We start from the raw sequence: 13,880 nt of genomic DNA, 5'->3' as shown, positions 1-13,880 counted from the left end.
GTGGGGGCCCTTCTCTGTATACTCCCCTCCGCCTCCCCCCCCCCCTTGTGTGGGGGGGGGGTGTGTGTGTGGGGGGGGTGCGTTTTTCCTTTTTTGGGTTTTGTCTTTTCCCTGGGCGGCGGGTTTCGGGGCCGCATCATTCCCCTTCCTCCGACTGTCCTTCGATCACTCTCTTGACGAACTGGTCAGTTAATTTTCTTTATAAATCAAATATTTATTTTTATAAATCGACATTTGGTCGCAGCGAAATAGGTCACGGCTGGTTACAAAATGTGATGTAATTCGTAGGGTTATTTGAACGACCAATCAAATCGTATTGCGCTTTCGCCAGAAACTCGCTGCCCGATTTTCAGAACGCAGTAAAGGGAGTTTCATCGTGCGTTTCAACCTGCCGGTCACCGCCATCGAGCAAACGTTTGGCGCGGATCAACGGCTCATTTCTGCCACCGATATCGCCAGTAACATCACCTATTGCAACGCCGAATTTGCCGCCATGAGTGGCTTCAGCCAGGCAGAACTGATCGGTAGCCCGCACAATCTGGTGCGCCACCCCGACATGCCGGCTGCGGTGTTCGAGCAAATGTGGCACTACCTCAAGGCCGGCCAGAGCTGGATGGGTATCGTCAAGAACCGCTGCAAGAACGGTAACTTCTATTGGGTCAGCGCCTACGTCACACCGATTCTGGAAAACGGCCGGGTGGTTGGCTACGAATCGGTCCGGGTCAAGCCGACCCGTGAACAGGTAAACCGCGCCGAAGCGCTGTATGCGCGTTTGCGCGAAGGCAAAGCACCGGTTGCTGCCGGGCGTTACATGACGCAGTTCGCCCGGGCCATGAGCGTGCCGCTGGTGGCGGGTGCTACTGCCGTCTGCGCCCAGTTTCTGCTGCCAGGCTGGCAGGGGTACGGCATGACGTTGGCGCTGTTCGGCCTGGTCGGGCTTTGGGCGCATCGGCGCCTGGGGCAGCAACTGGCACAGATTGTCGCGTGTTCAGGCAATACCTTTGCCGATCCGGTGGTGGCGCTGACCTACAGCGATGCGCTGGGCCCGGCGGCGCAATTGCAGCTGATGCTGATCAGCGAAGAGGCCCGGCTGAAAACGGCACTGACGCGCCTGAGCGACCTGGCAGTGCAAATGAGTGAAGCGGCGGGTGATTCCAGTCGCCTGTCACGGCACACCGAATCATCGTTGCTGGAGCAGCGCGCCGAAACCGACATGACTGCAACCGCCATGACTGAAATGGCCGCTTCGATCACCGAGGTGGCGCGTCACGTGCAGGACACGGCGGGCGAGGCACACACGGCCAGTCAGCTGGCCGGGCAAGGGGGCTTAGTGGTCGGGACCACCCGCGAGGCGATTCAGCTGTTGGCCAGCACCGTCAGCCAGATCAACCAGGCGGTCACCCATCTGGCGGGCCAGACCCAGGATATTTCCCTGGCTGCCGAGGTGATTCAGTCGATTGCCGAGCAGACCAACCTGCTAGCGCTCAATGCGGCCATCGAAGCCGCCCGCGCCGGTGAGCAGGGGCGGGGGTTCGCCGTGGTCGCCGACGAGGTGCGGGCTTTGGCCGGCAAGACCCGGCAATCGACGGTGCAGATCCAGGGCATCATCCATAGCTTGCGTGCTGGCGCCGATGAGGCGGTGAGCATCGCCAGCCTGGGGATCGACGAGGCGGAGCACGGCGTTGCCCGGGTGCTTGAGGCGCAACAGGCGCTGCAAGGTATCCGTGTGGCGGTAGAGCGCATCAGCGACATGAGCCAGCAAATGGCCGCGGCGTCCCAAGAGCAATCGTGCGTGGCGGAGGAGGTCTGCGCGCAGATCAATCGCGTCGCCGGTACGGTGCAGCACACCGCACAGAATGCCAATGCCGCGGCCAGCCGCGGGGCAGAGCTGGAACACATTGCGTTGGGCCTGCGTGCCCTGGTCGAGCGCTTCAACCGCTGACCCGAAAGGTACTCAAGTTTCATGGATGATAATTACCGTGCGGCCGTCGATGCGGCCGCGATCTTTTCCGAGACCGACCTGAGCGGTCGGATCACGTACGTCAACGAACAGTTCTGCAGCATCTCCGGGTACAGCCGCGAAGAGTTGCTGGGTGCCAATCACCGCATACTCAATTCCGGTCTGCACGATTCGGCGTTTTTCTACGGCATGTGGTGTGCGCTGGTAGCGGGCAGGGTGTGGAAAGGGGAAATCTGCAACCGCGCCAAAGACGGCTCGCTGTACTGGGTCGACAGCACCATGGTGCCACTGATCGACCCGGCCAGTGGCCGGGTGCGCAAGTACGTGTCGATCCGTTTCGACGTCACCGAGAAGCGCCAGCTGTTACACACCTTGCAATGGCGGGTGGGGCACGATGTGCTGACCGGGCTGCCCAACCGCGCCTACCTCTCCGACCTGCTGCAGCAGGCGCTGGAGTTCTCGCGCAGCGAAGACAAGCCCTTGGCGGTGTGCATGCTCGACCTGGACGGCTTCAAAGCCGTCAACGATGGCTACGGTCACGCCAGCGGTGACCTGTTGCTGGTGGAGGTGGCCGCGCGCTTGAAGGGCATCCTGCGCGGTGGCGATGCCGTGGCGCGGCTCTCGGGCGATGAGTTCGTCCTGATCCTGCGCCATGTGCAGGCGCCGCAAGCGCTGCACGCGGCTCTGGAGCGGGTGCTCAACGCCATCGCCGCGCCCTATGTGATCCGTGAGCGGGAGGTCAGTGTCAGCGCCAGCATCGGCGTCACCCTGTTCCCGGTCGACAATGAAGATGCCGATACCCTGGTACGCCACGCCGATCAGGCGCTGTATGTCGCCAAGCAGAGCGGGCGCAACCGTTATCATCTGTTCGACGTGTCGCTGGACCGTGAAGTGAAGGCCACCCACCAGACTGTGGCGCGCGTGCGCCAGGCGCTGATCAGCGGCGAGTTGTGCCTGCACTATCAGCCCAAGGTCAACATGCGCACCGGGCAGGTGCTTGGCTTTGAGGCCTTGTTGCGCTGGCAGCACCCGCTCAAGGGCCTGGTGACGCCCGCCGACTTCCTGCCGCTGGTGGAGCGCACCGACTTGATTGTCGAAATCGGCGAATGGGTGATCGCTCAGGCGATGGCCCAGATGCAGCAGTGGCAGATGGCAGGGCACGCCTGGCCGGTGAGTGTGAACATCGCCGCACGGCATTTTCAGCGAGGCGACTTTGTCGAGCGCCTTGAACGCTTGCTGGCCCGCCACCCGGCCGTGGCACCGCACATGCTCGATCTGGAAATCGTCGAGTCGGTGGCCATCGAAAATATCCAGCGGGTCAGCCAATGCCTGGAGGCCTGCCAGGCGCTGGGGGTGCAGTTCTCCCTGGATGATTTTGGTACTGGCTATTCGTCCCTGAGCTACCTCAAGCGCCTGCGCACGCGAACGATCAAGATCGACAAATCATTCGTACGCGACATCCTCCATGACCACGACGACCTGGCGCTGACCCAGGCTGTGATCAGCCTCGCCCAGGCCTTCGGGCGGCAAGTGATCGCCGAGGGGCTGGAAACCGTCGAGCATGGCCTGGTGATGATGGGGCTGGGCTGTGATATCGCCCAGGGTTACGGGATTGCCCGGCCAATGCCGCCAGCGGCGGTCATCGAATGGGTCGCGAACTACGAGCAACCGTCGCAATGGCGGGTGGCAGCCGGGTAGGGAAGGGTCTTTACGCATTCTTTATGCCCTGGCCAGGGTCTGCGTCTCGCCCCTTTACGGGCATGCTCAGGACAATAACCGTCAGCGGCAAACAGCCGTAAGGACGGAGAGTTTCGATGAGCATTCTGGACGGGGTGTCACTGCTGCTGGCAGTGGCGTTGATGATCTACCTGATGGTCGCGCTGCTGCGCGCCGACCGGGGTTAGGAGCGACCATGCACAGTTACGATTATGCGGTGCTGCTGGCGTTCTTCGCCCTGGTGTTGATCCCGGCGCCCTGGCTCGGGCGCTTCTATTACAAAGTCATGGAAGGCCAGCGCACCTGGCTGTCGCCCGTGCTGGGGCCGGTGGAGCGTGGCTGCTACCGGCTGTCCGGGGTCAATGCCGAGACCGAACAGAGCTGGAAGCAGTACACCCTGGCCCTGCTGGCCTTCAACCTCGCTGGCTTCGTGCTGGTGTTTGCCGTGCTGTTGCTGCAGGGTTATCTACCGCTCAACCCGACCCACTTGCCGGGGCAGGAGTGGTCGCTGGCGTTCAATACTGCAGTGAGCTTTGTCACCAACACCAACTGGCAGGCGTATAGCGGCGAAGCGTCGGTGAGCTACCTGAGCCAGATGATCGGCTTGACGGTGCAGAACTTCGTCAGTGCTGCCACCGGCCTTGCCGTGCTGGTTGCACTTTGCCGGGGTATTGCCCGGCGCTCGGCCAGTACATTGGGCAATTTCTGGGTCGACATGACCCGTGCCACCCTGTACGGCTTGCTGCCGCTGTGCGTGCTGCTGGCCTTGTTCCTGGTCTGGCAGGGCGTGCCACAAACCTTCGGCGACTATGTCCATGCCCTGACCCTGCAAGGCGCTGACCAGACTATCCCGCTGGGCCCGGCGGCCAGCCAGATCGCGATCAAGCAACTGGGTACCAATGGCGGCGGCTTCTTCGGAGTCAACTCGGCGCATCCGTTCGAGAACCCGACGGCCTGGAGCAACCTGTTTGAAATGGCCTCGATCATTCTGATTCCGGCGGCCCTGGTGTTCACCTTCGGTCATTACGTCAAGGACCTGCGCCAGAGCCGGGCAATCATCGCCTGCATGCTCGCACTGTTCCTGATCGGTGGCGGCGCGGCGCTGTGGTCGGAGTACCAGGCCAACCCGAGCCTGAATAACCCGCAGGTCGAGCAGAGCGCGCCGCTGGAAGGCAAAGAGAGCCGCTTCGGCACCACTGCCAGCGTGCTCTGGACGGTGACCACCACCGCAGCCTCGAACGGCTCGGTGAACAACATGCACGACAGCCTCAACCCGGTCACCGGCATGGTCGCGCTGGTCAACATGATGGTTGGCGAGGTGATCTTCGGCGGCGTCGGGGCCGGGCTCTACGGCATGCTCCTCAACGTGCTGATCGCGGTGTTTCTGGCCGGGTTGATGATTGGCCGTACACCGGAGTACCTGGGCAAGAAGTTGCAAGCGCGGGAAGTGCAACTGCTGGTGGCGACCCTGCTGGTGATGCCGGTCGGCGTGCTGGTTCTGGGAGCCCTGGCAACCAGCCTGCCGGGCCCGGTGGCCTCGGTTACAAACCCCGGTGCCCATGGCTTCAGCCAGGTGCTGTACGCCTATACCTCGGCCAGTGCCAACAACGGTTCAGCCTTTGCCGGTTTCGGCGCCAACACCACCTTCCACAACCTGATGCTGGGCCTGGGCATGTTGATCGGCCGCTTCGGCTACATCCTGCCGGTGCTGGCCCTGGCGGGCAGCCTGGCGATGAAGAAAAGCGCGCCGCAGGGCGAGAACAGTTTCCCCACCCACGGCCCGCTGTTCGCCACGTTGCTGGTGGTCACCATTCTGTTGATCGGTGGCTTGACCTTCCTGCCGGCCCTGGCTCTGGGCCCGATCACCGAACACCTGAGCCTGGGTTTCTGAGGAGCGAATCATGAACATGCCGATTCCTGAAGTAAAAGCAGTTCCGGCCCCGGCGGCTCGGACCACCTTTGCCGCGCTCTGGCGCCCGGCGTTGGTGCAGGCTTTCGTCAAGCTCGACCCGCGTCAGCTCAAACGTTCACCGGTCATGCTGGTGGTAGAGCTGACGGCGATCTTCACCACCGTGTTGTGCGTTGTGCCCGACACTGCCGTACCCACCGCAGTGGCTGTGCAGATTGCCCTGTGGCTGTGGTTCACGGTGTTGTTCGCCAACTTTGCCGAAGCCCTGGCAGAAGGGCGCGGCAAGGCCCGCGCCGACAGCCTCAAGGCCGGCAGTCAGGGCCTGAGTGCGCGGCGTCGCAATGCCTCGGGCAGCTTCGAAATCGTGCCGGCGACCAGCTTGCGCAAAGACGATGTGGTCAAGGTGCTGGCCGGGGAGATGATCCCCAGCGACGGTGAAGTGCTTGAAGGCATTGCTGCGGTCAACGAGGCGGCGATTACCGGTGAGTCCGCGCCGGTGATCCGTGAATCCGGTGGTGACCGCTCGGCAGTAACCGGCAATACCCGGCTGGTTTCCGACTGGTTGCTGATCCGCATCACCAGCAACCCGGGCGAGTCGACCCTGGACCGCATGATCGCCCTGGTCGAAGGCGCCAAACGCCAGAAGACGCCCAACGAGATCGCCCTGGACATCCTGCTGATCGGCCTGACCATGATCTTTCTGGTGGTCGTGGTGACCCTGCAGCCCTTTGCACACTTTGCCGGCGGCAGCATTCCGCTGGTGTTCCTGGTGGCGCTGCTGGTGACCCTGATCCCTACCACTATCGGTGGCCTGCTGTCGGCCATCGGCATTGCCGGCATGGATCGCCTGGTGCGTCTGAACGTGATTGCCCGCTCTGGCCGCGCGGTGGAGGCGGCCGGTGACGTGCACGTGCTGATGCTCGACAAGACCGGCACCATCACCTTCGGCAATCGTCGTTGCAGCGCCTTGCACGCCGCTCCCGGTGTCACCTCCAAAGAGCTGGGCGAGGGCGCCTTGCTGGCCTCGCTGGCCGACGACACCGCCGAGGGCAAGTCGATTGTCGAGTACCTGCGCCAGTTGCACGACTTCGATGAACCGGCGGCTGATCAACTGACCCCTGTGGCCTTCAGTGCCGAGACGCGCTTGTCCGGGGTTGATTACCAGCAGCGCCGGTTCCGTAAAGGGGCTGTGGATTCGGTGCTGGCTTTTGTCGGTATGCAACGCCTGGAGCTGCCGGCGCCGTTGTCCCGTGAAGTGGACAAGATCGCCCAGAGTGGCGGCACCCCGTTGCTGGTTTGTGTCGACAAGCGTCTGTTGGGGGTGATTCACCTCAAGGACGTGGTCAAGCCGGGAATCCGCGAGCGCTTTGCCGAGCTGCGCAAGCTGGGCATCCGCACCGTAATGGTCACGGGTGACAACCCGCTGACTGCCGCCGCGATTGCTGCCGAAGCCGGCGTCGACGATGTGCTGGCCGAAGCCACGCCAGAGAAGAAGCTCGCGCGCATTCGTCAGGAGCAGAACGACGGCCGTCTGGTCGCCATGTGCGGCGACGGCGCCAACGATGCTCCGGCGCTGGCCCAGGCGGATGTCGGCATGGCTATGAACGACGGTACCCAGGCGGCCCGCGAGGCCGCCAACATGGTCGACCTGGACAGCGACCCGACCAAACTGCTGGATGTGGTGCAGGTCGGCAAAGAGCTGCTGGTGACCCGCGGTGCCTTGACCACCTTCTCGATTGCCAATGACGTGGCCAAGTACTTCGCGATCCTACCAGCGCTGTTCGCGGCGATCTATCCGCAACTGGGGGTGCTCAACCTGATGCACCTGAACAGTCCGCAGAGCGCGATCCTGTCGGCCATCGTCTTCAACGCGCTGATCATCGTTGTGCTGATTCCACTGGCCCTGCGCGGCGTGCGCGTACAGGCCGCAAGTGCTGCCCATTTGTTGCGTCGCAACCTGCTGATTTACGGCGTGGGCGGGCTGCTGGTGCCGTTCGCCGGAATCAAGCTGATCGACATGTTGCTCACCGCTTTGCACCTGGTCTGAGACCAAGGAGATGACCATGACAATGTATCTACGTCCGGCCACCAGCCTGATCCTGTTGATGACCCTGATCACCGGTGCGGTGTACCCGCTGGTGGTCACCGGGGTGGCGCAGGTGGCGTTCCCCGAACAGGCCAACGGCAGCTTGCTGCGTGATGACCAGGGCCGGGTGCGCGGCTCGCTGCTGATCGCCCAGGCGTTCAAGGGCGATGCCTGGTTTCATTCGCGGCCATCGGCGGCAGACTATGCCACCGTCGCCAGTGGTGCCAGCAACCTGGCACCGAGCAATCCGGCACTGGCCCAGCGCATCAACGACACCGCCGCACAGCAGTACATCGAGGCACAGGGCGCGGTGCCGCTGGACCTGCTGACCACCTCCGGCAGTGGCCTGGACCCACACTTGTCACCTGCAGCCATTGCCTATCAACTGCCACGGGTAGCGGCAGCGCGACAGCTTGCCACAGAGGCCTTGCAAGCGCTGGTCGAGCAGTCCACCCTGCAGCCATTGATCGGCCCGCCGGTGGTCAATGTGCTGGCTTTGAACGCTGCTCTCGAGCGGCTGGCCCCGGTTTCGAAATAAGGACACACGGTGAGCGATAGCAACTCCGAACGCGCTGATGCGTTGTTGGCCGGGCTGCCGCGCGAAGGGCGCGGCAGGCTCAAGGTGTTTCTCGGGGCAGCGCCGGGGGTAGGCAAGACCTACGCCATGCTCCAGGCTGCCCACGCCCAGGTGCGCCAGGGCGTGCAGGTACTGGCGGCGGTGGTCGAGACCCATGGCCGGGCGGAAACCGAATCGCTGCTCGCAGGCCTTGCGCAGCAGCCGCTGGTGCGCTCGGAGTACCGTGGAGTGCAGCTTGAGGAAATGGACCTGGATGGCCTGCTCAAGGCTTCGCCGCAACTGGCCCTGGTCGACGAGCTGGCCCACAGCAACGCGCCCGGCAGCCGCCACGCCAAACGCTGGCAGGACGTGCAGGAACTGCTCGCCGCCGGTATCGATGTCTACACCACGGTCAACGTCCAGCACCTGGAAAGCCTCAACGACCAGGTGCGTGGCATCACCGGTGTGCAGGTGCGTGAAACCCTGCCGGACTGGGTGCTGCAAGAAGCCTTCGAACTGGTCCTGATCGACCTGCCGCCGCGCGAACTGCTGGAGCGTTTGCGTGAAGGCAAGGTTTACGTGCCCGAACAGGCGCGGGCGGCCATCGATGCCTTCTTCAGCCAGACCAACCTCACCGCCCTGCGCGAGCTGGCCATGCAGACGGCAGCGGCGCGGGTCGATGCCGATCTGGCGCACGGTTACCGTCAGCTCGGCCAGGACGCCCCTTCGTTGCGTGGGCGGTTGCTGGTCGGGGTGGACGGCGATGCCCAGGCCGAGCGCCTGGTACGCCATGCCAGCCGGGTCGCGCAACGCCGCCATCTGCCCTGGAGCCTGGTGCATGTGGACAACGGCAAATTACGCGACGAAGCCGCCCGCCAGCGCCTGCAGGCGGCCCAGCAACTGGCCGAGCGTCTGGGCGGCGAGGTGGTTGTGCTGCGTGCCGGCGAGGTGGCCAAGACCTTGATCCAGCACGCGCTGGAACGTCGCGCCAACCTGGTGCTGGTCGGTCAGTCCCGCGATCTGCTGCGTAGGCGGCTGATTGGTGCCGGTGTGGCCACGCGTTTGTTGCGTGAGGCCCATGGTCTGGAAATCAACGTGCTTGACCGTGACGAACGGCCTGAGCCACAGAGCGCGGCGGTAAAAAAAGTCTGGGTCTGGCGGCATTACCTGCTGGCCCTGGTTGCTACCGTGCTGGCTACCGGCATCGCTTGGGGTGTCGCGGGTGTATTGGCGTTGCCCAACATCTCGCTGGTGTTTCTGGTGGCGGTGTTGCTGGTGGCCGTGCGCAGTAGCCTGGGGCCGGCGCTCGCCTGTGCGGCGATGTCTTTTCTGGCCTATGACTTTCTGTTCATTCCGCCGAACTTCTCTTTCAGCATCCAGCGTGAAGAGGATGTACTGACCTCGCTGTTTTTCCTGTTGATGGCGGCCTTGACCGGGAACCTGGCGGCGCGTCAGCGTCGGCAGTTGCAGGCGCTGCGCGAAACTCAGGAGCAGACCAACCAGTTGCTTGAACTGTCGCGCAAGCTGACGGCGGCCACCGACCGTCAGGCGGTCTTCAACGCCGCAGGGCAGCACCTGGATGGCTGGAACGATCTGCAGGTGTGTCTGCTTGAGCGCGACGTCGAAGGTCGTCTGGCGGTTGCCAGTGCAGGCAGTGTGCAGTTGAGCGACAACGAGCGGGCGGCTGCCGATTGGGCCTGGCAACATGACCAGGCTGCCGGGCTGGGCAGCGATACCTTGCCCAATGGCCGCTGGTGGTGGTGGCCGCTGTCGGTGGAAGAACAACCGCTGGCACTGCTCGGTGTGCATCCGCGTCAAGGGCAGAGCCTGACCCCGCAACGGCGTCGTCTGCTCAAGGCGTTGAGCCAGCCACTGGCCCAGGCTTTGGCCCGGGCGCGCCTGGCCGAGCAGCTGGAAGCGGCGCGCCTGCACGGTGAAACCGAGCAACTGCGCAGCGCGCTGCTCGCTTCGGTGTCGCATGACCTGCGCACGCCGCTGACGGCCATGCGCGGCAGTATCGACAGCCTGTTGGCACTGGGCGAGGCGATCCCCCAGGCGGACCGTCAGGAGCTGCTTGAAGGCACGCGCAATGAAGCCGAGCGCCTCGACCGTTATATCCAGAACCTGCTGGACATGACGCGTCTGGGCCATGGCGGGCTGAAGCTGGCCCGCGACTGGGTGGCACCCACCGACATCGTCGGCAGCGCACTCAACCGCTTGCGGGTGGTGCTGGCGCCGTTGCAGGTCACCACCGAGGTGCCTGCTGATTTGCCGCTGCTGTTCGTGCATGCCGCCTTGATCGAGCAGGCGCTGGTCAATGTACTGGAAAACGCGGCGCGCTTTTCGCCCGCCAATGGCCGCCTGCAACTACAGGTGTCGACAGGCGCTGGCCAGTTGCGTTTTGCCGTCAGCGACGAGGGGCCGGGTATTCCGGCGGCCGACCGCGAGAAAATCTTCGACATGTTCTACACCGCTGCGCGCGGCGATCGTGGCGGGCAGGGTACCGGCCTTGGCCTGGCGATCTGCCAGGGCATGATTGGTGCGCATGGCGGGCACATTCTTGTCGACGAGGGTATCGATGGTCAGGGTACCTGCATCACATTATGCTTGCCGCTCCCGACCCAGCCCGAGCCTGAAAGCGAAGCCCCATGAGCCAGATTGCCACCCTGCTGGTCATCGACGATGAACCACAGATCCGCAAGTTCCTGCGAATCAGCCTGAGCTCCCAAGGCTACAAGGTCGTGGAGGCCGCCACGGGCGCCGAAGGTCTGGCCCAGGCCGCGCTGGCCCGGCCTGACCTGGTGGTGCTCGACCTGGGCCTTCCGGACATGGACGGGCAGCAGGTGCTGCGCGAACTGCGTGAATGGAGTGCGGTGCCGGTGCTGGTGCTGTCGGTGCGCGCCAGTGAAGTCCAGAAGGTCGAGGCGCTGGACAGTGGTGCCAACGACTACGTGACCAAGCCGTTCGGCATTCAGGAATTTCTTGCGCGGGTACGGGCCCTGCTGCGTCAGGCGCCTCAAGCCACCGCCTCGGATGTTGCACCGAGCTTTGGGCCGTTGACGGTCGACCTGGCCTTTCGCAAGGTCACCCTCGACGGTGTCGAGGTTGCCTTGACCCGCAAGGAGTACGCCCTGTTGGCGCAGCTGGCGACGTACCCCGGGCGGGTCATCACCCAGCAGCAGCTGCTCAAGGACATCTGGGGACCGACCCATGTGGATGACAGCCACTACCTGCGGATTGTCGTGGCGCATGTGCGTCAGAAGCTGGGCGATGACCCTACAGCCCCGCGCTTCATCATCACCGAGCCCGGGGTAGGGTATCGGTTGGTAGCGCCCGAATAAGGCCCCCGCTCCTACAGCCTGCGATCGAGCGCGAAGCGGTCGCAGGTGGCGTCAGCGCCGCTCTGCCTCATAGTTATCCAGCGTATCCCGGGCAATCTCCCGCCCAAGGGCGATCAGTTCCGGCGCCTTGTAGAACTCGAAAAACCGGCACACGCGCTTGGGCACGTTGATCAGGATGTCCGGCGGGTAGCCGGCGATCTTGTACTGGGCCAGTGACGTCTGCATCACTTCAAAGCTCTGGTTGATCAGGTCCAGCAACGAGGCCGGGCCGACGTTGTCGATGATGAAGGAACCCGCGGCCGACTTCGGTGCGCCGGCGCTTTCCGGCGCGGCGGCCGGCTGTTGTGCTTCCGGGTCGGCCGCATCGCTGAGCCAGGGGTTGGGGATCTGCGCCGCTTCCGGTTTAAGCACTTGTTCGATACGCATCAGTTGCTCGGCCTGCTTGCGCCTGAACGGCAGGTGCGAACCGAGCGAGCTGATCAGGTTGTCAAAGCGCAACTTGAATGCGGGCGGGCGCTCGATCACCGGAAGCTGGTACTGCTTCTGGTTGGTCGAGTTGAGGTTGACTGCAATGATCAGGTCGCAGTGGCTGGACACCACCGGGATGATAGGCAACGGGTTGAGGATACCGCCGTCGACCAGCATGCGGTTGCCTTGCACCACGGGGGTGAACAGGCTGGGGATGGCGGCCGAGGCGCGCATGGCCTGGTGCAGGCAGCCTTCCTGAAACCAGATTTCCTGCTGGTTGGTCAGGTCGGCGGCGACCGCGGTGTAGGGAATGCGCAGGGACTCGATGTTGACCTCGCCGACGATCTTGCGGATCTGCCCGAAAACCTTCTCGCCGCGAATCGCGCCGAGGCGAAAACTCACATCCACCAGACGCAACACGTCGAGGTAGTCCAGGCTTTCAATCCAGTTGCGATAGTCATCCAGCTTGCCGGCGGCATAGATGCCGCCGATGACAGCCCCCATGGAACATCCGGCAACGCAGGCGATGTCATAGCCACGTCGTTCAAGTTCTTCGATCACCCCGATGTGCGCATACCCTCGGGCCCCGCCCGAGCCCAGCACTAATGCCACGCGTTTGCTCATGATGGCTCCTGGTCGTTGTGCAGCGATGGTCTAACAATGCGCTCAATCAGGTCTGTGCTTCAATCGTCATGCGCGCTGCGCTACGCTCTTGAGGGCACTTTTATTCTTTGTTGCCGTCGAACGCGCCACTTCGAACTTTTTTTTAAGGAATCTGCGATGAAAGCCTGGATCTGCCTGCCCTTGATTGCCTTGGCCCTGACCGGTTGTGCGGGCAAGACTGCGTTTCGCGACAGCTGCGCCAATCAATTGGATTCGGCCTGGAAAGAACTTGACCTGGCCAAGGCTGAAGGTTTCGCCGGTACGGTAAGCTATTCCAAAGCCTTGTCGTTGCTGACCGGTGCCAAAACCCAGCAACAGTTCGAAGCGTTCGAAGGTTGTAGCAACAAGGCTGAAAAAGCCCGGTTCTACATCCGTGAATCCCGCGCCGGTCGTTGATACAGGAGACCATCATGTCGGCCATGCTCGACCATGTAATTGTGCAGGTGCTGGCTTTGCAGGTTCGCCTGCTGGCGTGTCAGGCACGGCTGGCGGCTGACACCGACAGCGAAGCCCTGCATGACCTGCGTATCGCCACTCGGCGCTTGCGCAGCGTGCTGCGGCCCCTGCGGACGCTGCCGGGTGTCGAGCAACTTGAAGGTGCAGCCAAAGCGTTGGGCAACCTGACCACGCCGCTGCGTGATCGCGAGGTACTGGCAGCGCAGTTGCTCAAGCGAAACCAGCCGGCGGCGGCACAGGTGCGCCTGGCGAATCGTCGCCAGACCTTCGCCAGCGTCGCCGACAGCGCGGAACTTGCACGCCTGCTGGCGATTGTCGACGCCTTTCCGGTGTTTTTGCGTGCAGCTGAACGCGAGGGCCTGACCCGCACCTTGCACAAGCGCATCGACAAGCGCCTGGAAAAACAGTGGAAGCAGTTGCGTGAAGCGCTGGCCGATCCTGCCCATGACCGTCATCGCCTGCGTTTGCTCATCAAGCGTGTGCGTTACGCGGCCGAGGCCTATCCGCAGCTGGAGCATGCCAGCAAGCGGCTGCAACGCGCGCTTAAAAGCGCCCAGAGCGATCTCGGCAGCTGGCATGACCTGCTGCAATGGTTGCTGCAGGCCGAGCAACAGCCAGACCTGGCGCCTTGTGTAGAGCATTGGCAGGCACAACTGCGTGGGGCGGAGCAACTGGCGGACGTCACGCTGGAGCGCCTGCAAGCGTTACTGGCGCAGCGATAAGCC

The 13,880-nt window shown here is 63.4% G+C and carries 11 protein-coding genes and 1 pseudogene; 11 read left to right on the top strand and 1 reads right to left on the bottom strand.

Annotated elements, in window-relative coordinates:
- Positions 1–493: 493 nt before the first annotated feature.
- The 9 genes and pseudogenes from I5S59_RS26825 to I5S59_RS25055 form a co-directional block, all read left to right on the top strand.
- Positions 494–658 (top strand): annotated as a pseudogene (locus tag I5S59_RS26825) (PAS domain-containing protein); the annotation flags it as partial.
- 153 nt (positions 659–811) lie between these two features.
- The gene (locus I5S59_RS25090; protein ID WP_420066477.1) at positions 812–1,942 is read left to right on the top strand and encodes a methyl-accepting chemotaxis protein; all 1,131 of its coding nucleotides are present in this window, start codon (positions 812–814) and stop codon (positions 1,940–1,942) included.
- Positions 1,943–1,963: 21 nt separating this feature from the next.
- Positions 1,964–3,658, top strand: coding sequence for a putative bifunctional diguanylate cyclase/phosphodiesterase (locus I5S59_RS25085; RefSeq protein ID WP_197878969.1), 1,695 nt, complete (start codon positions 1,964–1,966; stop codon positions 3,656–3,658).
- A gap of 116 nt (positions 3,659–3,774) precedes the next feature.
- Entirely contained in the window at positions 3,775–3,864 is a 90-nt protein-coding gene (gene kdpF, locus I5S59_RS25080; protein ID WP_105642480.1) for a K(+)-transporting ATPase subunit F, read from the top strand.
- Positions 3,865–3,872: 8 nt separating this feature from the next.
- Entirely contained in the window at positions 3,873–5,567 is a 1,695-nt protein-coding gene (kdpA, locus tag I5S59_RS25075) for a potassium-transporting ATPase subunit KdpA (RefSeq protein ID WP_197878968.1), read from the top strand.
- A 10-nt stretch (positions 5,568–5,577) separates the two neighbouring features.
- Complete coding sequence (gene kdpB, locus I5S59_RS25070; protein WP_197878967.1) at positions 5,578–7,632, top strand: potassium-transporting ATPase subunit KdpB; 2,055 nt, start codon at positions 5,578–5,580, stop codon at positions 7,630–7,632.
- Between the two features lie 16 nt (positions 7,633–7,648).
- Positions 7,649–8,209, top strand: a complete 561-nt coding sequence (kdpC, locus tag I5S59_RS25065) for a potassium-transporting ATPase subunit KdpC (protein WP_197878966.1) — start codon at positions 7,649–7,651, stop codon at positions 8,207–8,209.
- A gap of 9 nt (positions 8,210–8,218) precedes the next feature.
- Positions 8,219–10,879 carry a DUF4118 domain-containing protein gene (locus I5S59_RS25060; protein WP_197878965.1) on the top strand — a complete coding sequence of 887 codons (2,661 nt, stop codon included), beginning with the start codon at positions 8,219–8,221 and terminating at the stop codon, positions 10,877–10,879.
- Positions 10,876–11,568: a response regulator gene (locus I5S59_RS25055; protein WP_197878964.1), complete on the top strand. Its 693-nt coding sequence runs from the start codon at positions 10,876–10,878 to the stop codon at positions 11,566–11,568. Before I5S59_RS25060 ends, I5S59_RS25055 begins: the two co-directional genes overlap by 4 nt.
- 51 nt (positions 11,569–11,619) lie before the next feature.
- Here I5S59_RS25055 and I5S59_RS25050 read toward each other — a convergent pair whose 3' ends face one another.
- Entirely contained in the window at positions 11,620–12,660 is a 1,041-nt protein-coding gene (locus tag I5S59_RS25050) for a patatin-like phospholipase family protein (RefSeq protein WP_197878963.1), read from the bottom strand.
- A 156-nt stretch (positions 12,661–12,816) separates the two neighbouring features.
- On the opposite strand from I5S59_RS25050, the gene I5S59_RS25045 reads away from it, so the two are divergent.
- Entirely contained in the window at positions 12,817–13,095 is a 279-nt protein-coding gene (locus I5S59_RS25045) for a hypothetical protein (protein WP_128324542.1), read from the top strand.
- Between the two features lie 14 nt (positions 13,096–13,109).
- Complete coding sequence (locus I5S59_RS25040; protein WP_197878962.1) at positions 13,110–13,877, top strand: CHAD domain-containing protein; 768 nt, start codon at positions 13,110–13,112, stop codon at positions 13,875–13,877.
- Positions 13,878–13,880: the final 3 nt, after the last annotated feature.

The sequence above is a fragment of the Pseudomonas alkylphenolica genome, assembly GCF_016009175.1.
In the GTDB taxonomy this organism is placed as follows: Bacteria; Pseudomonadota; Gammaproteobacteria; order Pseudomonadales; family Pseudomonadaceae; genus Aquipseudomonas; species Aquipseudomonas alkylphenolica_B.
The sequence above is the reverse complement of the archived record's forward strand: the minus strand, read 5'-3'. Positions and strand labels throughout refer to the sequence as shown.